The organism is Cohnella phaseoli (assembly GCF_003386235.1).
Classification (GTDB): domain Bacteria; phylum Bacillota; class Bacilli; order Paenibacillales; family Paenibacillaceae; genus Cohnella; species Cohnella phaseoli.
This window is the reverse complement of sequence record NZ_QRDZ01000002.1, coordinates 43037-69082: the sequence shown is the minus strand read 5'-3', so window position 1 is coordinate 69082 and position 26046 is coordinate 43037. Positions and strand designations below refer to the sequence as shown.

Sequence of the window (26046 nt, the reverse complement as noted above, 5' to 3'; positions counted from 1 at the left end):
CTCGCACGGATTTTTTATTTTCCGTATTTATTACGATAATGGCTTAGCGCCAAGAGAGGCCATATCGAATTATAGCTGTGATAGCGGACATAGAAATGCCCCGGGAGGCCGGCGCCTGTCGGATAGGAAGTCGGCCAATCGTTATCGTGAAGCAGCGCAATCAGCCTGCGAATTCCCTGGTTTAGTGCGGGCGTTGGCTCCGGATAGACGGATACGAGCGCGTCGATCGCCCAAGCGGTTTGCGAGGGCGTGCTCTTCCCCAACGGGACGTAATGGCGTTGACGGTCGCTGCTGCACGATTCTCCCCAGCCTCCGTCGTCGTTCTGAATTTGCAGCAGCCATTGAGCTCCTTTACGGATCGATTCGTGCCGCTCGGGGGAATCGATTACAGAGGTTAATCCGGTCAACGCGGCCCATGTGCCGTAAATATAACAGATGCCCCATCTTCCATACCACGATCCGTCTTCCTCCTGATGCTCAACCAGCCAATCGACAGCTTTTTTTACAAAACCATGCTTTCTACCCAGCCCTGTAAAGTTGCCTAAATACTCTAAGGTTCGTCCCGTCAGGTCGGCCTCCGACGGATCGATGGCGGCAGACTTGGCGCCTTCGATCGCGACCAAGGTGAGCAGCTGCTGATCCACGTTCCTTTCGAATGCGGGCCAGCCTCCGTCCCGGTTTTGCATGGACAGAACCCAGTTGAGCCCGCGATTCCACGATTCTCGATAAGTTGAATCGGATCGCGCGAGTTTCTGGATCGCTCGCAGGGCTGCGGTCGTATCGTCGACGTCGGGATTGATCGTATTGGTTTCCGAGAATCCCCACCCTCCGGGAACCGGATTGGGATTATGCCGAGTCCAGTCGCCCGGTTTGCGGTGCTGTAGCCCAAGCAGGTACGAGGAGGCGTTGCGAACCGCGGGATGATGCTCCGTCGCTCCCGCTTCCTGTAGTGCATATGCCAGAAGAGCGGTATCCCATACGGTCGACGGAGAGTTCTGGATCGTCGTCCCCTCTTCCGTCCGGAAGCGCATCCCGATCAGTCCGCGCACGGCTTTGGCGATGAGGGGATGGCGCTTGTCATAGCCGAGAGCAAGCAACGCGAGAACCATGAGAAAGGTGCAGCTGGCATAGCTGTATAAAGTTCCATCCGCTTCGATCCGATCGCGCATAAACTTTTCGGCTTTGGCGAGCGCGGATTCGTGAAGAGCTTTGGGGGCTCCAATCAGCTTGCTCACGCCGACCTGCAGCCGGTCAAGCCATTCCCGAACCCCTCGGGACGGCCGAGCTTCCGACGGAGATCGATCGGTACGAAGCGCGTCCAATTCAGGAGTGTCACCCGTACGTGCAGAATAATGGCGATGCGCCATGATCAGCATCGGAGCAAGGTGTACTCTCGAATACCCCGAAAATTCGAAGAAGTTGATCGGAAAAGAGTCGGGGAGGAGAAGCATCTCTAACGGGATGGAGGTTAGAGACAAGGGCCATTTGGTTTGTCCGGTGGCTGCGAGCATGCATCTGGTCAGAATATTGGCGGTTTTGCCGAGCCCGCCTTGGGATCTGATGTAACGTTCGGCTTTCTGCAACGGAGCATCCGAAGAGTGGCTGAAACGAGAGAAGAGAAGGGCGCAATAGGCTTCAACCGTTAACGACAGATTCCCATTCTGCTCATCCCGGTACCACTGCCAATGACCTTCTGGCTGTTGAGCACCGAGTATTCGATCGTGCAGCCGGCGGATCAAAGCTTCTTCGCTTTCAATCTCCAGCACGCGGATAAGGATTATCGTATAAGCATCGATCGATATGCCGTTCTCGAAGCAATAACGCCATGAACCGTCAGGGTACTGCTGACGAACCACATTGGATGCTAGTCGTTGGATTTCTTCGTCTATCTCGCTGATTACATTTCCCATTCCCACACAGTACCTCCGGAGGCGTTTTAATCAATATATGGCAACGTGGGATTAAAGGAACTGGCTTGCCGCATGTTATTGTTTTCAGCATTCGAAGGATGATAACATGAAGGAACGGATGCCGACGGGGTTGCTTAGCTCAAAATCTCTTTTAAAGTTTGGAAGTGTTAAACGTGGAAAAGAACCATCTGTCAGCTCATTCACTGAAAGCCGTTCAGTCCATTGTGTCTGCAATTGATCGCCGTCTGATTGACGGGTATCCTTTAGTCGTTTCGTTGGACGGAGGAAGCGGAGCAGGCAAATCTACGCTTGCTGCTGAGGTTGCTTTGCAGTTGGATGCAGCGGTAATTCATTGCGATGACTTTTTCGATGCGGCTGTCCCTGATAAGGATTGGGATACATACTCATTGGAGCAAAAATGCCGTCGTTGCATTGACTGGGATCGTTTGTACAATGAAGCATTATTGCCGCTGTTAGAAGGTAGGGAAGCCCAATATCGTCCTTACTATTCCGTTTCATCCGTCAATGGATCGGCATCGCACTTGGTCACCATTGAGCCTTCAAAGGTAATTATCCTTGATGGCATTTATAGCTCTCTCCTTGAACTATCCGATGTTAATCATCTTACAGTTCTCGTGGACGTACCGTCCGAACTTCGCCGCCATAGGCATAATACGAGAGAGGGTAACGACGATTTGGACTGGCATCTTCGATGGGACCCCGCTGAGGACTACTATTTTACAGTTCTGCGTCCATCAGGAACATTCGATTTAATTGTGATTAACCATTAATCTAATGTTGTTTAGATTTTGAGGGACTACATGCAAAAAGCAGGACCTTTCGGGAGACGATCCGCCGTCCACTGAAAGGTCCTGCTTAATAGCGTCAGCCGGTCACTCTGCCGAGATGGCTTGCACGATGTCGGCCAGTCCCAGCTCGTTGCAGATTAAGCCGGAATATTGCCAGATGCCGGATTCGACCTCGAACGTTCGGCCTTCCCGGACGGCAGTCAGGCTCGTCCACAGCGAGCTTCGTTCCAGCTCCGAGGTCTGGTAGCGCTCCGTCTTAATGATGAAAATATAGTCCGCATCCAACTCGTTCAGCTTCTCCAACGACAACGTATTCCACTCTTCTTGCGACGGCGTCAGACGATGGGGCTGAACGCCAACCTCGTCGAACAAAAGCCTGCCGCCCTGCACATGTCCCATCGTGTAAAATTCTTTCTCTGTGAGCACGACAATCGCCGCCGTCTTGTTCTCGACCTTCTGCCGGATTTTCTCCTTGGCCTGTTCCACTTTTTGATCGTAAGCCTGGAGCTTCTCCTCCGCGGTTTGCTTTTTATCGAGCAGATCGGCCAGACCGAGCAGCGTCTCCCTCCAGTTTTTGTCGATATTGTCGATCACGTAGGTCGGAGCAATTTTGGCGTATTGTTCGTACGCGTCTTCCGATGCCATCCCTTTGCCCACAATAATCAAGTCGGGGGACAATTCGACCAGCTTCTCCAGCGGAAGCCCCACATCGGTCGTATCGATTATGTCCACATCCGAAAGCTGGTCTTTCAAGTAATTTTGTTCGACATTGCCGTATAAAATCTGGGCAATCGGCTTGATGCCCAACACCACCAACGGGTCTTCCAAATAGGGCGCAACGATACGCTGCGGATGGGCAGGCATTACGACCTGATGACCGGCGTCGTCGACGACCGTTTTTTGCTCCGCTTCCTGCTTGTTATCCTTGTTGCCGCCTGCGCAAGCGCTCATAAGCGCAGCAAACGCGAGCGCACATAAAGCAACTAGGAAGAATGAACGAATACGTTTCATAAAGCCTGACTCCACTCCGTTTCAAGGTTGTTTAACGAATTCTCTCTATTGGCCTCTGCCAGATAATGAGAATCATTATCAGTAAATACGATACCAACCTTTTATAGAACTGTACATGAACGATTCTGATCAACTTATTTGGAGGAATCTGATAGGCGGTTTTCAATCTGCTGCAGCTGCGCCTCGGTTGAAGCGGGGTCATAACCGTAGAACATGCCCCCGTCGAACTCGTAAGCTCGGCCGTCTCTGACCGCCTTGAGCGTTCGCCATTGCTCGCTCTTCTGCAGCAGGTCGGCTGTGCGCCGACTCGCCGGGTCTTCATGAACGATCAGGAACAGATAATCGGCGTCGTACTCGGCTAACTGCTCCTTTCCGATATATTGGTAGCCGGCTCCTGCCATAACGCTCTCTTTGACACTTTTCGGGGGCGACATGCCGAACGACTGGTACACAATATGCCCGGCCCTCCCGTACGAATCGCCGAACACCATAAGTTCGTCGGCCCATACCTCCACAATCAGAACGGTCGCGCGAGGATCAATATGACGGGTCAAGCGCTGTTGGGTCGCATCGATCCAAGCGTCGTAGCGTTCGAGCCAATGACGGGCCTTGGCGGCTTCGCACACCAGCTCGGACACCGTCATGAACTGCTCCCGCCAGTCCATGCCCTTGATCGGAATGGACAGCGTAGGGGCGATCTCGCGAAGCATCTCCAACTGCTCCGCGTCATACTGCTTATCGTGGCACACGATGACGTCCGGGCGCGCTTCCTCTTTCAAGCGGCGAATGTCGCATGTATCCCAGTAAATCGGCTTGAACGGCCGGGAACGAAGCACATTGCCGTAGCGCTGCCCGATCCAGGGAGTCACGCTTCCAAGCGGAGGAACATGTCCGACGACAAGCAGTCCGGCCGTGTAGTTGCACGCGAGTGAGAAAATGCTTTTCGGTTTCCTCAAATAAACGGTAGGCGCGGTTCCGACGATCTGTTTAAATTTGCGGCTGAAATAAAATTCATCCTTGTAGCCGACTTTCCGGGCGATCTCCAACAGGCCTTCTTTCGTAGATAGCAGCCGTTCTTTTGCTCTGGAAATGCGAATCTCCGTCACAAAGTCAACATAACCTTTTCCCGTTGTTTTCCGGAACAATCTGGAGAAATGATCGGGATGCACGCCGGCCATGGAGGCAAGCCTGTTCCGCGGCAGAACGTCGGCATAATGCGCGCGCACATAGGCAACAACGTCTTCCATCTGCGTGCTCGAGATGCTTTCGTCTGAACAACTGATTGCGATCATGTCCAACAATTCGTAAAACAAGGACTGCGCCTTGAAAAAACTTCGCTCTGCCTCTGAAGCTTCTTTACAGAGGATTTTATGCATATCGTGTGCGACACGGATTGATTTGCCGGGATCGGAGATGGTCAATTCGCGGTTACCCCAGGCGAGAACAGGGGGCTCGTCTTTTTCGGCTTTTCCCGCCTTGTCGATGGGCAATCGGATAATATCAAATAAAATTCGATACAGACATACGGACTGTCGCAATGCCGGCCGGATTGCGATCTCTTCGCCGGGTCCGCACCAGTAAAGCTTCCGCGGACAGAAGGACGAGGAATCGCGACCGATCTCAATTTGCCCTTTGCCGCTTAATATCAGAATCAGCGAGTACCGATCGGGGCAGAACGGGAGCTGTAGTTCATGCTCATACGCCATTCGCTCCATTCCCGCCAAATGATAACAATATGAGTTTATCTCCATCACTGGGCTCCTGACGATTTACGGGTTCACTTCATTAATGATGATAATCATTATCAAGGCGATTGACAATGGCGTTTAGAAGCTATACACTTTCTTTTATGATGAATAAGGATGAGCTTTCAAAAGAGAACATTAGTAACATCCTGTGGGATGTGTTCAAAACGTTTGCCAGACAGGACAGAAAAAACAGGGATTATGGCGTAGAGGATCCTTTGTTTCATTCCGAGATCTATACGCTGAATGAAATCAGAGAGCATGAAGGGATTCATATTACTGCGCTGGCCGAACGCTGCGGAGTTACGAAAGGGGCAATCTCCCAAGTACTGAAAAAGCTTGAGCAGAAAGGGCTGGTTACCAAAGAAAAGGATATTCGCAATCAATCGAGGTTAATTCTCAAGGTGACCCCTAAGGGGGAAATTGCCTACAGTCGCCATTTGGATTACCAGAAACAATTCAAAAAAAAGGTCGTGCGAGTATTAAGAGATGCACCCGATGAGAAGGTGCAATTTATTAAAGATTTTTTTATCAAACTAGAAAAACAACTAGAAGAATGAAAAATTTTTTTGAGAAAAGTGTTTAGTATCTATACACATCAAAATCGATTTTGCGGAGGTTATTTTATGGAGCCACTTATAACTCTTGTTGTCGTCTCGCTCGTCATCCTCGTTGCAGGAGCTTCAGGAATAAAGCGCTTGCGTCCATGGCCTGTTGCGCTTAGGGGAGGGCTAGCCTCAATGTTCATGCTGACCGGATCGGTTCACTTCGTATACCTTCGAACTGAGCTTATCGGTATGGTTCCTCCAATTTTGCCTTATCCCGATTTGATCGTGACGATCACCGGCGTACTGGAATTAGCCGGGGCAGTAGGTTTACTATGGCGTCCTACTGTTCTATGGGCATCCGGCGGGCTATCGCTTTTACTGGTTGCTATGTTTCCTGCCAACCTGTACATAGCTGTGAACGGCCATGCGACGAGCCCGGAGGACGCCTTGATTCCCCGAACCTTGATGCAAATCCTGTTCCTGTCCGTCAGTCTTTCTATTTGGGTCTTCTATTTCCGTCGTCGTTCGCGTCTTTAGGTCTCTACCTATTTTGTCCAGTTTCTGCGCATAAGTAGGTAATCGTACAGGTCCTACTAAGGAGGCGGGATATATTATATATGGACAGAAGGGGATGGTGAAATGACATCAGGCCAAAAACGTTATTGCCGAAAGCGCAAGGTGAAACTAAGGCGCCGTTGCGGGAAAAAGAGATGTTGCTGTCCCTTTCATAAAAGAGGGGCAGGAGGGCGGATTGGACGCGTCAGACGTATGAAGTGTAAGCGGCGAATGGGTCCTGTCGGTCCTATTGGACCTGCCGGTATCCCCGGTCCAACCGGTCCTGCCGGTCTCGTCGGTCCAGCCGGTGCCAGAGGCTTAGCCGGTCCAACCGGCTCTAATGGCCCAGTCGGTCCCGTTGGCCCTGCGGGTCCTATAGGCCCGGCCGGCTCAGCCGGTTCCGTTGGTTCTGTCGGCCCCATAGGTCCTGCCGGTCCCGTTGGCCCCGCCGGTCCCGTTGGCCCCGCCGGTCCAGTTGGTCCTGCTGGCCCTACAGGCCCCGCCGGGGAAGTTGTTTTAGCTTACGGATCTCTAAGAGGAGCCGTTATAGAGTTGCCGGGTGCAACCTTCACGCCAGTACTGTTTAGTGTGGCCGGACCTTTATCCAACGCGATCTCAGTTAGCCCGACGGGCAATGAATTGGTAGTGGGAGAAAGCGGAATTTACCAGATTACGATATCTATTAACGCGGAAGCCACAGTAAATCCGGACCCGGATCAACCCTATTTAACGGGGATTATTACCGTCAATGGCCTGCCGATTTTCGGCGATACGACTACTTTCTTTAATATATCGAACAGAAGCAGCTCAACGTTTGTCGCACAAGCCTCCCTGATGGCGGGAGACGCGGTGGGAGCAAGCATCCGTACGGACTTTTTTGCGATTTTAGGGTATGCGAATCGCACTTTAACCATTGTTCAATTAAGCCCATAGCAGCGAAGGAATTCGGATTGCCAAACTTTGCGTGCAGCGGCAACGATAAGCCGAACCAGCCGATGATTCGGCCAGACACGGTTGATTTTGCGCTTGTCGGCGCTTGCAAAGCTCACGGCTGCTGCGGGAGGGTAAAGGAAACGACGGTTCCCTCCCCCGGCACGCTCCTGATCGACAGACCCTTGCCGTAAGTCTGGATCAGGCGGCGGTTCGTATTGGCAATGCCGATTCCGGAGAATGACGGATCGGGTCGGTTCAGCAGCCGTTCGATCAGCTCGGAAGGCATACCGATCCCGTCGTCCTGCACTTCAACGGACACGCCGCTAGCTGTGCGCCCCACCCTCAGTCGCAGCACGCCGCCGCTTGTCCGCTTCAAAATTCCGTGTCGGACGGCATTCTCCACCAGCGGCTGAATCAATAGCGGCGGGAGAGACAGACGAATGCCCGGTTCGATCTCCTGAATGACCGCCAGTCTATCCCCAAAACGCTCCTGTTCAATATATAAGTAAGCTCGCACGAGCTCCAGCTCATGCTCCAGAGCAACCTTTGCGTTCGTATTCGAATAATCGTAGCTAAGTCGCAAAAAGGAGGTGAGTGCGTCGCCGAATTCGCGCATTTTCTCCGTATCCATATTGCCAAGGGAAATCAGAGAATTGATCGTATTATACAGAAAATGAGGCTTGATCTGCGCCTGCAGATAGGCCGCTTCCATTCGAAGCCGCTCCGACAGCGACCGTTTCAACCCAATGAGCGAGCGGATTCGGTATTTCAGCTCCGTGGCATCCGCAGGCTTGGTCACGTAGTCGTTGGCCCCGACCAGAAAGCCGGTATACATATCGGCCAGCTGACTGCGCGCCGTCAACAGCAGCACCGGCAATTCCGAGGCGGAACGGCGCTCCCTGATCTTCTCCGTAAGCTCGTACCCCGACATGCCCGGCATCATGACATCCGCAATCAGCAAGTCCCAATCCTCTTCCGCCAGCAGTTCCAAAGCTTTATGGCCCGACATAGATTTGGTGACGCTATACTGCTCTGTTGACAGAATGCCCGCAAGCACATTCAAATTAACCGGATCATCGTCGACAATCAGAATGCGAATCGGGCTATCCGGCGACTGGAGCCAGTCCGGCAACGCGACCCGGGCGGTCTGTTCATCGGCCGTACCGTCCTGAAGGCGGTATTCGGCCGATACAATCGGCATGACCGCAGTCGCTGCTTCCGACGCAACCGCTTCGTGCCTTGCCGCCGTATCTGCCGCAATCTCCGCCGCTGCGTCCGCCACAGGCAAGCGGAAGCGGAACGTTGAGCCGCGACCCGGCTCCGATTGTACGATCAGTTCGCTTCCGTGCAGCTCTACGAACTGCTTGCAAATGGTCATGCCAAGGCCGAGGCCCCTGCCGTCGCTTCTGCTGTTCGTCCCTTGCACATAAGGGACGAACAGGCTGGATAGCGTTTCTTCGTCCATACCGACACCGGTATCGGTTATCCGGATCTCGACCTGCCCGTTCAGCAATTCCGCCGATATCGCGATCTCGCCTTCCTCGGTAAATTTAAACGCATTGTGCAGCAGATTATAGAGAATTTGCACGAACCGCTTCTCGTCCGCCCACACGGGAGGCAAGGAGCTATCCAACGCAAGGCGAAACCGAACCGGCTTATTTTCGGTCATATATTTGAGCATACCGGCAACGCCAGGAACGATGGCATGAAGATTAAGCGGTTCGGGATGGAGGATAATGCGGTGCTCCCGAAGCTGCGCCAGATCCAATAGGTCGTCGAGGAGCCTGGACATGCGCCGGCTAACCGTTCCGACCAGTTCCAAAGCTTGCCGGCTGTCCTCCTCGAGCTTGTCCAATTCCCGCGTATAGACGCTGTTCGACAAATTCATAATGCCATGCAGAGGCGTTCTCAGTTCATGCGAAGTATTCGCCAGGAATTGATCCTTCATTCTGTCGGCGACTTTTAACTGCTCGTATAGCCGCTCCACTTCATTGGAGTTGCGGATATATTTTTTGAACCAATACACGGAGAACGAGGTAACGGCAATAATCAGATCGGTCGGATAGTAAACGCTCGACGATTTCACAAAACCGATCTCGTTAACCCATATCAAATTGGATATAATGCACACGGCGGAAATCAGAATAAAATGGATATCCTTATCCTCCGTTTTGCCGAACACGAGTTTCCCCACAGCCGCTGCGAACCAAACAAGCGGGATTAGGAAAGAGAGGAAATAAACGCCGGAATCCAGCATCCGGTTCACCGTCGATATCGGCAGGAACAGTGTGCCGAGGCTGAGGCCCAGCAGCATGAACGTATAGGTCTTAAATCCGGCGCTGATCCTCCGAATGCCGGCGAACTGTCGATACATGAGCAGAACCGAATGATTTTGCAGCATTACCGCAAGTATCCGTATTTTAATACTCCACGTATAACTGAGCGGCATCCATGTCGCCAACAGCTTGTCGTGACCGCTGGCTACAACAAGGCCAACGGCGATATAGACAAGACCGCTGATCAGAAGAGGACGGCTTTGCGGCTTAAGCGCATAGACGATACCTGCGTACAAACCATGCAGCAGCATGATCAGCACCGTTATCAGTTGGAAGTCGATCGAATGGCTTCTGGTTGACGCTATTTCGGACTGAAACCCGAATAGCACGGGGCGCGCAATCCCGCCCGACATCGGCGAATCATAATTGGCCACGCGCAGCACCAGTTCAATCTCTGTGACGTCCGCTTCATAGTAGTCCGCCGTATAGGATTGGTTAAGCGGCTCGTATCGCTCCGGGTCAGCCGTAACTGTCCCGGAACCGCCCGCCAGCTTGCCGTTAATTTCAGCTTCGGAGGCGCTCTTGACGCTGCCGATCGAGAAGGCTACCGGACGCTTCAGGGGATCGGTAAGAATCCGCAACCGGTAGGTGCCGTATCCGTAGGCGTTGTTTCCACCCTGACTGGGCGATGTTTCCCAGTTTCCGGGAACGGACAGCGTTTGCCGCGGCACAACTTCCGATTTCAGCTCTTCATGAGACAGTAGCCGTCCCGGATACCAATCCCATTCCCCGTTTAGCGTCAGCGGTCCGTCTTTGTCCCAGTCCAGTCCGCGCAGATCGAGCACGCCGTCCGCAACCTGGACGGTTTGGTTCATGGGGAACAGCAACCCGGACCACAGCCAGCGCAAACCGAACAGTAGCCCAAACAACAGTACGCATAACCATAAGCTTTTATATTTTCTGAAGATAGATATGAGAGTGTCCATACGTCATAATTCGACAAACGTTCCGTAGAATCCTCGTACCTCCGGGCGGCCGGATTTCATCCTATCGAAGAAAACAGCTTGCAAGCCAAACATCAATCCTTTATTATGGATATCACAGGTCTACATTATGGAGGTCGGGAGGAGAACGGGGGGGATGCAATTTTCCAAAAGCACGGATTATGCGCTGCATGCTTTGATTCATCTGGGACGTCCGGAGCTGAGGAACAACGTCGGAATCAAGGAGCTGTCCGCGATGCTCGGCGTATCGGAAAGCTATTTGTCCAAAATTATGTCCAAGCTGAGGCAGGACGGGCTTGTGCGGGCGGTACCGGGCGTGAACGGAGGTTATGAGCTTGCGCGTCCTGCGGAGCAGATCACCTTCCTTGACGTGATTCAAGTCATTGAGGGAAGACAGCAGATGTTCGAATGTTCAAATTCGAGTTCGCGGCAGCATCAGCTGTTAGGAGAAGAGGAAGAAGCCGGTGCGGACTCGGAGCGTTCGAGGCCAAGCGGATGCTTGGTCGAGAAAGTGATGAACGGCGCGGAACGGCATATGCATCAATATTTGCGAGAGCACACGATCCAATTTGTGCTGGATGAGGCTTACAAGAGCGGAGCTTGGCAGACAGACAAGAAGTGATGAGCTTCTTGTACTTTAATTGTGGATATTGAAGATCCATAAAGGGAGAGGATAAGGGTGGAAAAACAATTTTTCGATGTGGCGATTATCGGCGGCGGACCGGCGGGATTAAATGCGGCGCTTGTGCTGGGGAGGGCGCGGAAAAAAGTGGCGGTTATCGACGAAGGACGACCGCGTAACGCAGTGACGCAGGAGACTCATGGATTCCTTACTCGCGACGGAGTCCGTCCCAGCGAGTTTCGGCGAATTGCGCGGGAGGAGATCGGCGCCTATCCATCGGTTTCCTTCTTGGCGGATACGGTTATGTCGATCTCGGGCGCGGACGGTCATTTCCAGGTAGCAACTGCGCAAGGAAACATATTGACGAGCAGAAAGCTGTTGTTCGCAGTAGGAATGAAGGATCGACCGCTCGATATTCCCGGTCTGACGGCGGTTTACGGACGGAGCGCCTTCGTATGCCCCTATTGCGACGGCTGGGAATTAAGAGATCAGCCGCTTGTGATCATTAACAAGGGAGCCGAGCTTATGCACTTTGCGCCGCTCATTTCCGGCTGGACGGATCGATTTGTCATCTGTACCAATGGCCCGGACGAACTGACGGACGATCAACGCGACGAGCTGCGGCGACATCGAGTGCCTAAGTTCGAATCGCCGATTCGCCATATTGACTCCGAAGAAGGGATCGTTCGGCAAGTTGTTCTCGAAGACGGAACGACCGTTCCATGCCGAGGCATCTTCTTTAAACCGGAGCTGGTTATGGGATCGGATTTGCCGCGAACGCTAGGATGCACGATGACGGAGATGGGAACGATTGAGGTCGATCTGCTCGGGAAAACAAGCGTTCCAGGCATCTACAGCGCCGGGGATGCGGTCTCAAGGATGCATCAAGCCGTGGCCGCAGCCGCCATGGGAGCAACAACCGCTGCGGCTGTAAACAACGAGCTGAATGCGGAAGCTTGGCACAACGAATCTGCGACGACACCGGATTGATTTCTCTTCCAACTGAACGGTCATATTCCATAAAGCATGACCCCTGTGAGCAGCATTCACAGGGGTTGTTTCTTTTGCAATCCCCAAAAAGTGTTCTTTTATCCCAACACAGTCGTTTTGCCTCTCCCGCCGATATGAGTATAGGAGCTAGGTTAAGGTGACAGGACGGGGACGGACGGAACCAAGCGAATGCGCATTGACGCCCGGCAACGTCTTGATAACATGGAATGAGAACGACCGGAGGATGCCAAATGAACTTTAACCTATTGCCCGCGCCGATGGGCGGCGGATTTCGGATGGAAGGCTATTGGGTATGGTGCGGCTCTGTGGTGAAAGATGAGGAAGGACGATTCCATATGTTTGCTTCACGCTGGCCGACTTGGCTGCCGATGCATCCCGGGTGGATCGTCGCGTCGGAAATCGTGAGGGCGGTTGCGGATACGCCGGAAGGTCCGTATCATTTTCAAGAGGTCGTGCTGCCCGCAAACGTGGAATCAGGTGTTTCCGCTCGCTCCATAGGGAATGCGACGTAGGTCGAAAAGTCGTTAATCTTCCCTCGAGCATCGTCTTTCCGCACTCCCAATCCCACCAATAGAGAGTAGGATAGTCCTTGAGAGATCTTATCCACCAAGGAGGAGTCAATCGATGAAAACAAAAAAATTATCTGCCGTGCTGGCTGTGAGCACAGCGCTGACGCTAATTCTGGGAGCCTGCTCGGGCAAAGGGGAACAGAGCCAAAGTCCGTCCTCGTCGGCGCCGGCGGCTTCGCCCGGCGAGACGGCTAAGGCATCGGACAAGTCTGCAGAGAAAACCAAAATCATTTACTGGACGGCAGGCCGTCATGACGCCGATTACGTCAAGAGCGCGATCGACAAGTTTAATGCTTCCAATCCGGACAACATTGAAGTGGAAATGACCATCATGGCGGAAAACTTCGCTCAATCGCTCGATCTGGCGTTTGCGAGCAATCAGGCGCCGGACGTGTTCTCGGCAACCGATGTTATCGATCACTCGAAGAAGGGCTATTTGGAGCCGCTGAACAATTATTTGACGCCGGAAATCAAGACGCAGTTCGGCGACCGGGCGTTCATCGAAGGCTATAATATGGTAGACGGCAATATTTACAGCTTGCCGAATAGCGGATCCACGTTAAGGCTCGTATACAATGCGGAGGCGTTCGAGAAGGCCGGTATCGCCTCGCCGCCAAAATCGCTGGCCGAAATGGTCGACGCCGCCAAGAAAATTACGGAAGTCGGTAAAAAAGACGGGCTTTACGGCTTCGCGCTGCCGTACAAAAATCCGGCTAGCGCGCTGGGGCGATCGGCCGTGCCGATTGCCGAACTAAGCGGCGTGCCCGGACAAGGCTACGATTTCAAAACCGGCAAATTCGACTTCGCGGGCTATAAGCCGGTCATCGACGCGTTCAAGGAAATGAAAGACAACGGAAGTACGCTGCCTGGCTCCGAATCGCTGGACATCGATCCTCTGCGAGCGCAATTTGCCGAAGGCAAGATCGGAATGTACCTGTCCTACTCTTCCGAACCCGGCGTCTATAAAAACCAGTTCCCGATCAAAATCAAGTGGGATGCGGCGCTGCCGCCGACGATCGACGGCACGTACAAGGGCATCGTAAATCAAGGCGTCGGAGCGTCTCGCTGGCTGGCGCTGAGCAGCAAGTCGGCGAATAAGGAAGCCGCCTGGAAGTTCATGAGCTACATGTATAGCGAAGAAGTGTTGATCGGCTACCAAGAGAACGGGCTCGGCATTCTGTCCGTACCGTCTGTAGCCCAGAAAGCGAACAAGCCGGATATCGCGGGAATCGAGAACTTCCTGCCGGGAGCGTATGACGGCATGTGGCCGGCAGCTCCGCAAGGGTTCAGTCCGGAAGGAAAGACATGGCAGGAAGAATTCATGAAATATATTTTGGTCGGCGGGGATTTCGACAGCATCGCGCAAGATTTGAACACCCGCTACAATGCCGCGTTGGATAAAGAGAAGGCGGCCGGTACGATCAAAGCCGAGCCGATGCCGGACTTCGATCCGATCAAGCTGCAGGGCGCCGCTCAATGAGAACCTGGAGAAGAAGCGCCGAGCCTTATCTATTCATCATGCCCAGTCTCGTGCTGAAGCTCGTATTCGGCGTCTATCCGATCCTGTGGGCGCTGCGGTTTATGTTTTACGATTACAAAGGCTACGGAGAGCCGGTTTTTAGCGGTCTGGCCAACTTCGAACGTCTGATGCGAGACAAGCTGTTCTGGGAATCGGTGCTGAACACGTTCGTCTACGCGGGAGGAAAGCTGCTCTTCACGATTCCGCTTGCCCTGGTGCTTGCCGTTATTCTCAACGGCAAGCTCCGCGGCCGGCAGCTGCTGCGGGGCGTGTACTTCATGCCCACCGTTGTCAGCACCGCCGTTATGTCCGTCGTATTTTATATTATTTTCAACTCGTATAACGGATTGTTGAACCAGGTACTGAAAATGACGACGGTCATCTCCGAGCCGCTGGACTGGCTGGGGACGGATCTGGCGATGTTCACGGCGATTCTGGTGGCAGCCTGGGGAGCCATCGGCAACAACATGCTGCTGTTCCTCGCAGGGCTGCAAGGCATTCCCAAGGACGTGCTGGAGAGCGCGGAGATCGACGGAGCCAACAGCTGGCAGCGGTTCCGCTACATTACGGTGCCGATGCTCGGCCCCGTGCTGCAGATCATTATGATGCTGGCGATTATTACGGCGCTTAAAGGCTACGAGAGCATAATGGTGCTTACGGGCGGAGGGCCGGCAGGGAAGACGGAAGTCATGTACTTGTATATGTACAAATTGCTGTTCCCGGTGTCGACGGGCGAATCGATTCCGCAGGATATCGGTTACGGCAGCGCGGTCGGTTTCGTCTCCGCGATCATTGTCGGGCTCATTACAGCCGCGTATTTCTACTATTCTAAAAAAACGAGCCGCATCTACTGATGTACGGACAATCGGGAGGTGGACGCATGGGAGCGGGAGTTGCCGCGTCGAAACCGAATTCGAAATCGGCGTTCAGCTTCGGGCGAGCCGCGAGCAAGCTGGGCGGCCGGTTGACGCTTTGGGCTTTTCTGATCGTGATGGCGGTGCTGGTCTTATTTCCGATCGTCATGGCGATTCTGGGTTCGCTCAAGACAAACTCGGAGCTGAATGCAGGCACGTCTTTGCTGCCTCAGGATTGGCAGTGGAGCAACTATACGTATACTTGGAAGGAAGCGAATTTCTCGCTGTACGCATGGAACAGCATCTTTCTGAGCGTTCTCTCGACGATCGGCATTTTGCTGGTCGCTTCGATGGCCGCGTATGCGGTCGACCGCAGAGAGTTTCACGGCAAGCGAATGTTCATTTTCCTGCAGTCGATGATGATGTTCATTGCGCTTGGCGTGATCGTCCTGAAGCCGCAATTTAATTTGATGGTGAAGCTTGGCCTGCATCAATCGCTCTGGGGCGTCATCATTTTGCTGGTCGCCGGCCATCAGTTCATTTTCTTCATTCTGTTCGGCTTTATGAAGGGCATTCACCGCGAGCTGGACGAAGCCGCGATGATTGACGGAGCGGGATTCGGGTACATTTATGTTCGGATTGTGCTGCCGCTGCTGACTCCCGCGCTTGGCGTATCCGCGTTGTTTGCCTTCCGGGGCGCTTGGAACGAATACATTTTGCCGCTTGTCTTCACGATGACCCAACCGAAATTAATGCCGTTGACGGTCGGCTTGGCGAACCTGCGTTATGGTTACGGAGGAGCCGTGCAAAGCCATCTGATGCTGGCGGGGGCCGTCCTGTCGATGCTGCCCATCCTGGTCATGTACGTACTGGCGAACAAAATGTTTATGCAAATGTCCGCCGGCGCTTTGAAGGGATAAGTAACCGCATCCTAACTCGAATACACCGCTTCCCCAGATGGAGGGCTCGTCATGATTTACCGTCTTTCCTTTCGCCGCCGAATTTGGATGGCGTTCATGCTGATCGTCGTGCTCGCGGTTACGGCGGCCGGATGGCTGTCGTACCGGATCGCGGCGGATGTCGTGGAGAAGAACGCCTATCGGTTCAGCCAGACGACGTTAAGCAAAACCTCGCAGGTGCTCGACGAAAAATTGAATCGGATCATGTCCTCCGTCTATTCGATGATGGTGAACACCGCCTATCGCCGGGCGCTCGGGTTCGACAGCAATTTTACCGAGGTGGAAAATTACTACACGCACCTGTCCGCGCTGCAGGCGACGTTTGTGCAAACGCGTCTATATGAACCGATTATCCATACGATTCTGGTGGCGACGCCGGAAGGAGACTATTATCAGACGAGTCAGAGCCGTCTGTTCGAATCTTCGTTCTACGATTCTCCGCTGTACGAACGAATTAAACGGGAGCAAAGGAAGTTGTGGTTCGAAGGACATGACGATGCGTTCTTTTCCGGCAGGGAGCGGGTCGTCTCGTTTGTTATGGAAGGCATCCCGGCCAATTTCACCGACGATATTTACGTGGTGGCCAACGTGAAGGAGCAAGCGCTGAAGGAATTGGTTCTCGGCCAAGGAAACGGGGAACAAGGGCAGTTTCTGCTGGCGACGCGAGACGGTACGGACGTGCTTCGTTCCGACTCGCCGCTGTTACAGGAATTGACCGGGGACGCCGGTTTTCTCCGTTCGCTGGGTCAGGAGCAAGGGTATTTCGACTATGTATCCGAGGGCAAAGATTATTTGGTCCGCTATGCAAGGTTAAAAAGCTTCGACGACTGGACATTGTTCAGCATCCTGCCGAAGTCCGATTTATTTAAACAGATGGATTCGATTAAATGGACGATCATCGCCATCATTTCGGGGTGCGTGCTCGTTTCTTTCGCCTTTTCCGACATGCTGACCCGGCTGCTGCTGAAGCCGCTGAACCGCCTGCAGTTTTTGATGAAGAAGGTGGAGATGAACGATCTGAGCGTTCGTTACGAGAGCGAGTTCGAGGATGAAATCTCGCAGCTCGGCTATCGATTCAATCGGATGCTGGAGGAGCTGGGAAGGCTGTTCCGGGAAGTGCAGGAGGCCGAGCAAGAGAAGAGCAAGTCCGAAATGAAGGCTTTGCAAGCGCAAATCGATCCGCATTTTCTATACAATACGCTGAACACGATCTACTGGAAAAGTCAGACGAAGCATCTGGCCGATGTGCAGGATATGGTGCTGTCGCTGTCCAAGCTGTTCCAGCTCGGACTGAACAAGGGCAAGGAGCTGACGCCGCTCGGGTTTGAATTGATGCATGTGGAGCAGTATTTGAAAATCCAGCGCCAATGCTACGAGCAGCTCTTCGATTACGAGATCGAGATCGATCCGGGCGTGGATCAACAGCAGCCCGTGCCGAAGATCCTCCTGCAGCCGCTGGCCGAGAACGCCATTCTGCACGGCTTCAAAAACCGTACCGAAGGAGGACGCATCCGAATTCGGGCGGAGCAGGACGATCGGCAGCTGCGATTGATCGTTGAAGATAACGGAGAAGGCATGCAGCTGCCGATGCAGCTGTCCGCCCCTGCGGAAGGGCAGCCGCTCAAAGGCTATGCGCTGTACAACGTACAGCGGAGGCTGCAACTGCAATACAGCGGAAAAGCAAGCTTGACGATCGACAGCCAAAAGAGCATGTTTACGAAAATAACGATTGCCATACCGAGGGGAGAATGCGATGACACCCGGGAATAATCGGACGGTTACCGTGATCTTGATCGACGATATCCGCAGCGTGGTCGAAGGGATCGCCGCCGAGCTGGATTGGGAGCAGATGGGCATGACCGTGTGCGGAAAAGCGTTCGACGGAGAGGACGCCATGAGGATGATCGAACGGGAGCGACCGGACGTAATACTCACGGATATCCGGATGCCGAAGCTGGACGGTCTTGAGGTGTCCCGCAAAGCCAAGGAAATGCTGCCGGGCAGCAAGGTGCTGCTGATGACCGGCTTTACCGATTTCGAATACGCGCAGCATGCCGTTCAGCTCGGGGCTTTCGACTTCATTGCCAAGCCGTTCTCGCTGGAGCAGGTGAGGGAGGCGCTGCTGAAGGCAAAGCGCGCGGTGGAGATGGATCGGGGACGGGAGAGCGAGCTTCGGGACATGAAGCTCAAGGTCAAGGAAAGCATGCCCGTGTTGCGCCAGGAATTTTTTCACCTGCTCATCCGCCATCGGGCGGACGCGGACGAGGCTCGCAGCAGATGGGAGTTTCTGGACATCGATATGGAGCCGGAGCGCCTGACGGTTTTGCTGCTGGAGATCGACCGCTTCGCAGAGGAAAGCAAGGAGCTGTCCATTCGAGAGGTCGAGCTTACGCGGTTCGCCTTGCAAAATATCGTAGAAGAGACGATATCGGCCTATACGAAGGGCATCGTGTTTCGCGAATCGCTCGACCGCTTCGTCGTCGTAATGAATACGGCGACGGAAGCCCACGGTCCGTTGATCGCGGAAGCGTGTCGGGAGAACATCGAGCAGTATACCCGGTTTACGATTTCGATCGGCGTCGGCGGCTGCGTGCCGGATATGACCGGATTGTCGCTGTCTTACGATCAAGCTGTCCTGTCGCTGTCCTATCATTTCTATACGGGCGGCAATGGCGTATTCGCCTATCAGGACGTCTCCGGACAGAGGATGATGCCGCAATCGTTTGCGAGCGAAAGGCAGCAGGAGCTCGTATTTTCCTTGCAGTCCGGCAACCGGGAGCGCGCATTGGCGCTGCTGGACGCGGTTTATGAGGAGCTGTCGGCGGCGGTTCCGCTGCCCGACCCCGAATACGGAGTCAGCCTCTCGTACGAAATCGCGTTTACGATGCTGCGCGCCTTTCAGGAGAAGGTGCCGTACGCGCAGCTTGCCGAGCTGGACGCGGGCGTTCGGGAATGGCGAATGGCTCGTTCTCCTTCCTTGCAGGAATTGCATTCGCACCTGTGCAGCTTATGTCTGCAAGGCTGCAGCCTGATCGAACGGGGAAATCGTTCGGAAGCCGAGAAGATCGTGGAAGAGGCGATCCGCTACATCAGAGGCAATCTGCATCAGGAATTGACGGTCGGCACGGTGGCTAGACAAGTGCATTTGAGCGGCAGTTATTTTGCCAACCTGTTCAAGAAGACGACGGGCAGCACCTTTAATCAATTCGTCACGCACGAGAAAATGGAGCGGGCCAAGAAGCTGCTGCTTGAGGATTTGCAGGTACAGGAAATCGCGGAATCGCTCGGCTACATGGAGAGGCGTTACTTTAGCGACGTGTTCAAGAAGCATACGGAGATGACGCCTTCCGAATTTAAACAAACCTATATGGGAGGCGGCGGAAAATGACGGAACGGCCGTCCGGCATGAGGTCGAAGGTGGATTGGCAATCTTTTCTGGGCAAGCATGATCCGCTCTGGACCGTGAAGCCGGTTGCTTGGGAGGAAGGCGCGTTTATCGGCAATGGCCGTCTGGGAGCGATGATTTACGGAGAGGAAAACCGCGCCGGCCGCGGCTCGCTGCGGTTTGTGCTGGGCAGTACGGAAGTGACGGCAAGCGCTCCCGATGACGTCGGATCGGCAATCCGGGTGCCGATTGGCGAGCTCGTGTTGAAGCTGTCCGGTTGGATCTATCAGCCGCTCGAAATCCGGCTCGTTCTATGGGACGCGGAGATAAGAGCAGAGCTGACGACTACGCGGGGCAAGGTTCGATTGCGCGCCTTCGTGCATGCTGTCGAGCCAGTCGTGGTAGTGGAGTGCGACACGGATGAGGGAGAAAAGGACGCCCGCCTGCACTGGTACCCTTATCCTGAGATTCATCCGGTGCACTTGCAAACCGATCGCGATTACGTAAATCCTTATACGCCACCGATTGTGGTGGAACGTTCCGAGGAGCGGGGCGTGTCGGTCGGCGTTCAGAGCTACGATCGCGAGGCGGATGAAGGCTGCGTCACGGCTTGGCAAGAATTAACGCGCCGGCATACGGGCGGCCGAGATGAGGTAAAGGAACTGGAGGATCAGGATCAGGAACAGAAGGATCAGGATCAGGAGGATATGGAGCAGGAGCAGGGATGCAGGTCCTCAAGCGAGATCGGCTGCACAGAGTCGCGGGTCTGTTTTCTGACGGTGTATCGCGGAGTATCGTCAAGCGCCCGAACGGAAGCCATCGAGACCGTACAGAAGGCTGTTCGCTCGCATTGGGACTCCTGGCTGAACGTCCATCGCCGCTGGTGGCATGACTATTATCCGCGAAGCTTCCTCTCTATTCCCGACACTCGATTGGAAGGATTCTATTGGATTCAGATGTACAAGCTCGGCTCCGCGATGCGTTCGGACTCGCTGGTACTGGACAACCAAGGCCCGTGGCTAACTTCGACTCCGTGGCCCGGCCTATGGTTCAACATGAATGTACAAATGAGCTATTCTCCCGTCTATGCGGCCAACCGGCTGGATCTCGGCCAATCGCTCATCCGCGGGCTTCGCAAACATAAGGAGCAGTTGGTTCGCAACGTGCCGGAGCATTGCCGGCACGATTCGGCCGGTTTGGGCCGGAGCGGCAGCTACGATCTGAACATTCCGGTAGAGGAGGAGGTGGGCAACCTCACCTGGCTGCTGCATTCGGTATGGCGTCACTATCGCTGCAATCTAATCGACGAGCTGCTGCGGGACACGCTCTATCCGCTCTTGCGTCGCAGCGTCGGATACTACCTTCACCTGCTGGAGGAAGAGGGGGACGGGCAGCTTCATCTGCCGCCGACGGTTTCGCCCGAATACGGTTCATTCGCCAAGCTGAAGGTTGCCGATTGCCACTACGACCTGGCTTTGCTGCGATGGGGCTGCGAAACGCTGTTAGATGCATGCGAAAGGCTGAAAATCGAAGACCCGCTGCAGGAGAAGTGGGAGGATGTGCTAACGCGGCTGGCCCCATATCCGACGGATGAGACAGGGTTCATGATTGGCCGCGACGTGCCGCTGGCGTTCGGGCATCGGCATTTCAGCCATCTGCTGGCCGTCTTCCCGCTGCATCTGCTGAGAGGGGAAGAGCCGGGGGAGCGGGAACTGATTCTTCGGTCGCTCAGACATTGGGTTGCGCGCGAGGGAGACTTGCGAGGCTTCACGTTCACGGCTGCGGCATCTATTGCCGCCTCGCTCGGCCTGGGGAACGAAGCCAATGCGTACTTGCAAACGCTGCTGCATATGATTACTCCGAACACAATGTACAAAGAAGCCGGACCGGTAATCGAGACGCCGTTAGCCGCTGCGGAGGCGCTTCACGACATGCTGCTGCAAAGCTGGGACGGTACGATTCGGGTGTTTCCGGCCGTGCCGGATGCATGGCGGGATTGTTCCTTCCACGATCTCCGCGCGGAAGGCGCGTTTCTGGTCGGCGCGGTTCGTCGGGGCGGCAATACGGTATTGGTGCGTATCAAAAGTATGGCGGGCGAGCCTTGTTTGGTCCGGACCGGATGGACGGGTGCCGTACAGGCGAAGACGGATAGCGGTATCGTTGCGTTGGAGCCGACGGAAGGCGTCGTCCGGATCGCGCTGCAGGCGGGCGAGGAAGCGCTGCTGTTCCCGGATGGGGAAATGCCGGACTTCTCTATCGTTCCTGTTGCCGACGATCCGCGAATGCATCACTTTTACGGCGGACGGAAACCGTGGCGGCTATACGGACTGCCAATCGAATAAAATTAAAGCAAGCTTCGAAGGAGACGGAGCTCATGGAAAAACGGCTGATCAAACAAGGGGATATTGTGCTTTTTCAAGGAGACAGCATTACGGATGCCGGACGCGATCGGAGCAACGGCGCGGATCTGGGCAGAGGCTACGCGCTGATGGCTGCGGGCTGGTTCAATGCGTTATTTCCGGAGCTGGGAGCCAAGTTCCTGAACCGCGGCATTAGCGGCAATCGCGTTAAAGATTTGCAGGCGCGCTGGCAGCAGGACTGCGTGGATTTGCAGCCCGATTGGGTATCGATCTATATCGGCATCAACGACTGCTGGCGCCGTTATGATAGAGAGGACCCGACTTCGGTCGAGACGTTCGCGGCCGGCTACCGCGATCTGTTGGAACGAACGAGCCAAATGACGAAAGCGAAGATCGTTATGCTTGAGCCGTTTGTTCTCCCCGTGCCGGAAGATCGCAAGCAGTGGCGCGAGGACCTGGATCCGAAGATCAATATCGTACGAGAGCTTGCGCGCGAATTCGGAGCGCACCTGGTGCCGCTGGACGGCCTGTTTGCCCAGGCTTCGACAAAGGCATCCTCGGCGGACTGGGCGCCGGACGGTGTACACCCTTCTCCGGCAGGTCATGCCTTAATCGCCCGAGCCTGGCTGCAGGCCATGGGAGTCGCAATATGAGACAGGCGCAAGCCGACTCGCATTGCAGGTAAAGGAGAAGATGGGAATGAACACTCTGTCGATGAACGAACTGAACGAACTGAACGAACTGATCCAACGATTGGATCGCAAAGCAACCCGGATGGTCGAACGGATCGGCGACCGCTCGCCGCACGTCGCGGGCAAAGACGGCAAATACGACGATATGCGGCTCTGCTGGTGGACCTCCGGCTTCTGGCCCGGCTTGCTGTGGACGATGTACGACTTGACGGGCAGGGCGCACTACAAGGAGGCGGCGTCGGGCTGGGACGAGCGCATCGAGCTGCGCATGCTGCACCCCGAGCACAACTTCCATCATGACGTAGGCTTTCAGTTTCTGCCAACGGCGGTGGCCAAGTTTAAGCGGACGGCAGATCCGGACAGCCTAAGACGAGGACTTGCGGCAGCGAATTTCCTGGCGGGCCGCTATAATCCGGTCGGCAAATTCATTCGCGCATGGAATCAAGACAAGCTCGGATGGGCGATCATCGACAGCACGATGAACCTGTCGCTTCTGTACTGGGCATCGAGGCAAACCGCCGATCCTCGTTTCAGCCATATCGCTTCGCTGCACGCCGATAGCGTTTTGGAGCATTTTATTCGTCCGGACGGCTCCGTCAACCATATCGTCAGCTTTGATCCGCATACGGGGGCGTTCATCGAATCGCTTGGCGGTCAAGGACACGGCCCTCATTCCTCCTGGAGCCGCGGGCAGGCATGGGCGCTGTACGGGATGGCCAACACGTTCCGGTATACGGGGGAAAGGCGCTATTTGGATGCGGCGAAAAGGGTTGCGCACTATTTCCTGGCCTCGCTGCCGAACGATGGCGTGGCGCATTGGGATTTTCGGGCGACACCGCTGCAGGACGAACCGCGCGACAGCTCTGCGGCCGCGATTGCGGCATCCGGTCTCATCGAAATCGCCGGACAGGTTACGCCCGAGGAACGCGATTTCTACTTAAACTCCGCCAAGAGAATACTATCTTCCTTAACGAACGACTATTCAAGCTTCGACGACCCGGATCACGAAGCCATTCTGCTGCACGCCACGGGCAACAAGCCGACCAACGAAAACGTCGACGTCTCTTTGATCTACGGAGATTACTTCTATGTAGAGGCGCTCGCTAAGCTGGCGGGACGCGATCCGGGAATTTTCTGAGGAATAGAACAAACCCTATACCACGCCCCTCGATTCGCTTCGAGGGGTTGTTTTTAATTTGCTGCGTATCGTTTATTTCTCGACATCCTGCTGATATAATCCAATTGCACAAGGTTTCATGGGAGGAGAGCTTCGGACGTGGATCTTCATGTCAATCAATTGGCGGAATACTACGGGCAAGCGCCGGTCATTTTCGGCGATGTGTTTAAGCAGACGTTGCAGCCCGGCATCCTGGGCGTCGAACGAAGAACAGCCGAAGGATACGGCGGGCTTGTATTTCCTATAGAGGGCAGAGCCCGTTTTACCTTTAATGGATGTCCCTACGAGATTGAACCCGGGACGATTGCGCACGGAGGGCCAGACATGGAGTTATGCAAGGAAGCACTGAGCGAGCGGTCTTGCAGCTTTGTGGTTGTCCATTATTGGCTGCCCGCGGAAGAAGTCGCCCGATATCCGCTGCACCACGAGCATTTTTGCGTCAGAATGGACAACTACGGGAGAACGCTCGAACTCGCCCAGCAGCTCTTGCAGGAGTATAACACGCCAGGCAGAATGGCCGCACTCAGAACAAAACTCACCTTTTTCAATTTAATCTACGAGATGGTCATCTCCATCAATCGGCAGTTTCGGGATGAAAACAGCAAAATGATGGCTCAGGCGGCCGATTATATAAGGGAGCATTACGCCGAGCCGCTCACCGTAGAGAAGCTGGCTTTGCAGTTCGGATACGATCGTCGCCGTTTTACGTATTTGTTCGAACGGGAGACGGGCATGAGTCCGATGAATTATTTGACCCGTGTGCGAATCGGGCGTTCGCGTGAAATGTTAAAAAATTACAGTTGTTCGGTCGCGCAGGTGGCGGAATGGGTCGGTTATTCGGACAGCTTTTACTTCAGCCGCATTTTCAAGAAGCATACCGGAATATCGCCGACTGAATTTCGGAAACAGGGTTAAGGTGTCGCCGCTTCTCAAGTCCGATTCCGAATATGTACATGGAAGCTGTCAATTCGTTCATTCTCAATTTTCACTTTCTTTGCTACAATCACGAATGAAATTGAGAATCAATATCATCGTGAGACGAAATTGGGGGAATGAGCAATGAACAGAGTATGGGGATTGGCAGGCACTTTTATTTTATTAACGATGTTCATGTTGGGATGCGGGGCATCCGAGAAAAATAAGCAAGAGGCGAATCAACCGGCGACGAAGGAAGAGCAGATTTGGCCGCGTACGTATGTCGATGCGCTGGGACACGAGGTCGTGCTCGATAAGCAGCCGCAAAAAATCGTGACCTTGATGCACGTGCTGTTCCCGGATATTTTGCTTGCGCTTGGCTCCGAGCCAATCGGAGTTGCGGGCGCGGACGCGATGTTTAATCAATGGGAAGCCTATCAATCCTATACGCAAGGCAAAGAGATTGTCGATATTGGCGAGTACGACAGCCCCAACCTAGAGAAAATTTTGGAGCTTGAGCCCGACCTGATCATTGCGGCTTCGGAATATCATGCGGACGCCTATAATCAACTGAAGGCGATTGCCCCCGTTGTCTACCTCGGATATATGGAAACCGGCGGCGATCGCAATCTGGGCATAAGAGAAGTAGCCAAAATCCTGGGCAAAGAGACGGAAGGCGAAGCGGTCATCGCCAATCTGGATCACAAAATCGCCGAAGCGCGCAAGAAGCTACAGGATTTGGTGGGGGCCGACGAGACGGTTATTTTCTGCACGGCCAACAGCGACGGAAATTTCTGGTTGTACAATAAAAACATTACGCCAACCAACCAGGAAACCGGCTTGGGTCTGAAGGTGCCGGAGCCTTATCCGGACGGGGAAGATTTGGTCGGACTGGAAGGCATGACGGTGCTGAACCCGGATTATCTGTTTATCTTCGTGGATAAAAGCTCGGATACAACGTCGGAGACGATGGTGAAGGAGCAATTGAAAGGTCCGGTCTGGGACAGCATTAATGCGGTGAAAAACGATCGCGTATTCATTGTGGACCGTTCCTGGTTCGCCAGGGAAGCTCCGGTTGCAACGGATTACGGAATCGACGCCATCGTCGATATATTCAGCAAGGCGAACTAAGTTGCAGCGCTGGCGCTGGCCGCCATGACGTCTGATCGATAAAGAAGGGGCTGTCTCATAG

The 26046-nt window shown here is 54.3% G+C and carries 21 protein-coding genes; 17 read left to right on the top strand and 4 right to left on the bottom strand.

The genetic code is table 11. The annotated features are described in order from the left end of the window. Positions 1-14: 14 nt before the first annotated feature. A complete protein-coding gene (locus DFP98_RS02495; protein ID WP_116058987.1) occupies positions 15-1910 on the bottom strand; it encodes a terpene cyclase/mutase family protein in 1896 nt (631 codons plus the stop codon). A gap of 173 nt (positions 1911-2083) precedes the next feature. Here DFP98_RS02495 and DFP98_RS02490 point away from each other — a divergent pair, with 173 nt between their 5' ends. After that, a complete protein-coding gene (locus DFP98_RS02490; protein WP_181917441.1) occupies positions 2084-2701 on the top strand; it encodes a uridine kinase family protein in 618 nt (205 codons plus the stop codon). A gap of 102 nt (positions 2702-2803) precedes the next feature. Here DFP98_RS02490 and DFP98_RS02485 read toward each other — a convergent pair whose 3' ends face one another. Then, positions 2804-3730: an ABC transporter substrate-binding protein gene (locus tag DFP98_RS02485; protein WP_116058985.1), complete on the bottom strand. Its 927-nt coding sequence runs from the start codon at positions 3728-3730 to the stop codon at positions 2804-2806. 134 nt (positions 3731-3864) lie between these two features. Next, positions 3865-5481, bottom strand: a complete 1617-nt coding sequence (locus DFP98_RS02480) for a helix-turn-helix domain-containing protein (RefSeq protein WP_116058984.1) — start codon at positions 5479-5481, stop codon at positions 3865-3867. A gap of 68 nt (positions 5482-5549) precedes the next feature. Between DFP98_RS02480 and DFP98_RS02475 the strand changes: the two genes are divergently transcribed. The 3 genes from DFP98_RS02475 (at position 5550) to DFP98_RS39415 (ending at position 7511) form a co-directional block, all read left to right on the top strand. Further along, entirely contained in the window at positions 5550-6035 is a 486-nt protein-coding gene (locus DFP98_RS02475; protein ID WP_116058983.1) for a MarR family winged helix-turn-helix transcriptional regulator, read from the top strand. 180 nt (positions 6036-6215) lie between these two features. After that, positions 6216-6560, top strand: coding sequence for a DoxX family protein (locus DFP98_RS02470; RefSeq protein WP_246016389.1), 345 nt, complete (start codon positions 6216-6218; stop codon positions 6558-6560). A 570-nt stretch (positions 6561-7130) separates the two neighbouring features. Next, a complete protein-coding gene (locus DFP98_RS39415) occupies positions 7131-7511 on the top strand; it encodes a hypothetical protein (protein ID WP_220377044.1) in 381 nt (126 codons plus the stop codon). Between the two features lie 112 nt (positions 7512-7623). Here DFP98_RS39415 and DFP98_RS02455 read toward each other — a convergent pair whose 3' ends face one another. Next, positions 7624-10662 carry an ATP-binding response regulator gene (locus tag DFP98_RS02455; protein ID WP_246016388.1) on the bottom strand — a complete coding sequence of 1013 codons (3039 nt, stop codon included), beginning with the start codon at positions 10660-10662 and terminating at the stop codon, positions 7624-7626. 265 nt (positions 10663-10927) lie between these two features. On the opposite strand from DFP98_RS02455, the gene DFP98_RS02450 reads away from it, so the two are divergent. The 13 genes from DFP98_RS02450 to DFP98_RS02390 all read left to right on the top strand — a co-directional run bounded on the left by DFP98_RS02450 (position 10928) and on the right by DFP98_RS02390 (position 25985). Further along, a complete protein-coding gene (locus DFP98_RS02450; protein ID WP_116058980.1) occupies positions 10928-11413 on the top strand; it encodes an RrF2 family transcriptional regulator in 486 nt (161 codons plus the stop codon). Between the two features lie 57 nt (positions 11414-11470). After that, complete coding sequence (locus DFP98_RS02445; protein ID WP_116058979.1) at positions 11471-12403, top strand: NAD(P)/FAD-dependent oxidoreductase; 933 nt, start codon at positions 11471-11473, stop codon at positions 12401-12403. Between the two features lie 251 nt (positions 12404-12654). Beyond that, positions 12655-12936 (top strand): glycoside hydrolase family protein, encoded by a 282-nt coding sequence (locus DFP98_RS02440; protein WP_246016387.1) that lies wholly within the window; start codon positions 12655-12657, stop codon positions 12934-12936. 112 nt (positions 12937-13048) lie between these two features. After that, on the top strand, positions 13049-14473 hold the full coding sequence (locus tag DFP98_RS02435; RefSeq protein ID WP_116058978.1) for an ABC transporter substrate-binding protein: 1425 nt from the start codon (positions 13049-13051) through the stop codon (positions 14471-14473). Next, complete coding sequence (locus tag DFP98_RS02430) at positions 14470-15366, top strand: carbohydrate ABC transporter permease (RefSeq protein WP_116058977.1); 897 nt, start codon at positions 14470-14472, stop codon at positions 15364-15366. Before DFP98_RS02435 ends, DFP98_RS02430 begins: the two co-directional genes overlap by 4 nt. Positions 15367-15392: 26 nt before the next feature. Next, positions 15393-16286, top strand: coding sequence for a carbohydrate ABC transporter permease (locus DFP98_RS02425; protein ID WP_116058976.1), 894 nt, complete (start codon positions 15393-15395; stop codon positions 16284-16286). Positions 16287-16337: 51 nt separating this feature from the next. Continuing rightward, on the top strand, positions 16338-18095 hold the full coding sequence (locus DFP98_RS02420; RefSeq protein ID WP_116058975.1) for a cache domain-containing sensor histidine kinase: 1758 nt from the start codon (positions 16338-16340) through the stop codon (positions 18093-18095). Beyond that, positions 18079-19713: a response regulator gene (locus tag DFP98_RS02415; RefSeq protein WP_116058974.1), complete on the top strand. Its 1635-nt coding sequence runs from the start codon at positions 18079-18081 to the stop codon at positions 19711-19713. The genes DFP98_RS02420 and DFP98_RS02415 overlap by 17 nt, the downstream gene beginning before the upstream one ends. Next, a complete protein-coding gene (locus DFP98_RS02410) occupies positions 19710-22052 on the top strand; it encodes a glycosyl hydrolase family 95 catalytic domain-containing protein (protein WP_116058973.1) in 2343 nt (780 codons plus the stop codon). The genes DFP98_RS02415 and DFP98_RS02410 overlap by 4 nt, the downstream gene beginning before the upstream one ends. A 32-nt stretch (positions 22053-22084) precedes the next feature. Then, complete coding sequence (locus tag DFP98_RS02405) at positions 22085-22723, top strand: SGNH/GDSL hydrolase family protein (protein WP_116058972.1); 639 nt, start codon at positions 22085-22087, stop codon at positions 22721-22723. 46 nt (positions 22724-22769) lie between these two features. Continuing rightward, positions 22770-23900, top strand: coding sequence for a glycoside hydrolase family 88 protein (locus DFP98_RS02400; protein ID WP_116058971.1), 1131 nt, complete (start codon positions 22770-22772; stop codon positions 23898-23900). 138 nt (positions 23901-24038) lie between these two features. Continuing rightward, positions 24039-24854 (top strand): AraC family transcriptional regulator, encoded by an 816-nt coding sequence (locus DFP98_RS02395; protein WP_116058970.1) that lies wholly within the window; start codon positions 24039-24041, stop codon positions 24852-24854. A gap of 144 nt (positions 24855-24998) precedes the next feature. Continuing rightward, complete coding sequence (locus tag DFP98_RS02390) at positions 24999-25985, top strand: ABC transporter substrate-binding protein (RefSeq protein WP_116058969.1); 987 nt, start codon at positions 24999-25001, stop codon at positions 25983-25985. Positions 25986-26046: the final 61 nt, after the last annotated feature.

Excerpts from the sequence above, each read along its gene's own strand:
- DFP98_RS02455 (WP_246016388.1), bottom strand. The coding sequence starts at position 10,662 with ATGAACCAAACCGTCCAGGTTGCGGACGGCGTGCTCGATCTGCGCGGA.
- DFP98_RS02480 (WP_116058984.1), bottom strand. The coding sequence starts at position 5,481 with ATGGAGATAAACTCATATTGTTATCATTTGGCGGGAATGGAGCGAATG.
- DFP98_RS02410 (WP_116058973.1), top strand. The coding sequence starts at position 19,710 with ATGACGGAACGGCCGTCCGGCATGAGGTCGAAGGTGGATTGGCAATCT.
- DFP98_RS02470 (WP_246016389.1), top strand. The coding sequence starts at position 6,216 with ATGTTCATGCTGACCGGATCGGTTCACTTCGTATACCTTCGAACTGAG.
- DFP98_RS02475 (WP_116058983.1), top strand. The coding sequence starts at position 5,550 with ATGGCGTTTAGAAGCTATACACTTTCTTTTATGATGAATAAGGATGAG.
- DFP98_RS02420 (WP_116058975.1), top strand. The coding sequence starts at position 16,338 with ATGATTTACCGTCTTTCCTTTCGCCGCCGAATTTGGATGGCGTTCATG.
- DFP98_RS02415 (WP_116058974.1), top strand. The coding sequence starts at position 18,079 with ATGACACCCGGGAATAATCGGACGGTTACCGTGATCTTGATCGACGAT.
- DFP98_RS02435 (WP_116058978.1), top strand. The coding sequence starts at position 13,049 with ATGAAAACAAAAAAATTATCTGCCGTGCTGGCTGTGAGCACAGCGCTG.
- DFP98_RS02400 (WP_116058971.1), top strand. The coding sequence starts at position 22,770 with ATGAACACTCTGTCGATGAACGAACTGAACGAACTGAACGAACTGATC.
- DFP98_RS02440 (WP_246016387.1), top strand. The coding sequence starts at position 12,655 with ATGAACTTTAACCTATTGCCCGCGCCGATGGGCGGCGGATTTCGGATG.
- DFP98_RS02390 (WP_116058969.1), top strand. The coding sequence starts at position 24,999 with ATGAACAGAGTATGGGGATTGGCAGGCACTTTTATTTTATTAACGATG.
- DFP98_RS02495 (WP_116058987.1), bottom strand. The coding sequence starts at position 1,910 with ATGGGAAATGTAATCAGCGAGATAGACGAAGAAATCCAACGACTAGCA.
- DFP98_RS02425 (WP_116058976.1), top strand. The coding sequence starts at position 15,393 with ATGGGAGCGGGAGTTGCCGCGTCGAAACCGAATTCGAAATCGGCGTTC.
- DFP98_RS02450 (WP_116058980.1), top strand. The coding sequence starts at position 10,928 with ATGCAATTTTCCAAAAGCACGGATTATGCGCTGCATGCTTTGATTCAT.
- DFP98_RS02485 (WP_116058985.1), bottom strand. The coding sequence starts at position 3,730 with ATGAAACGTATTCGTTCATTCTTCCTAGTTGCTTTATGTGCGCTCGCG.
- DFP98_RS02405 (WP_116058972.1), top strand. The coding sequence starts at position 22,085 with ATGGAAAAACGGCTGATCAAACAAGGGGATATTGTGCTTTTTCAAGGA.
- DFP98_RS02430 (WP_116058977.1), top strand. The coding sequence starts at position 14,470 with ATGAGAACCTGGAGAAGAAGCGCCGAGCCTTATCTATTCATCATGCCC.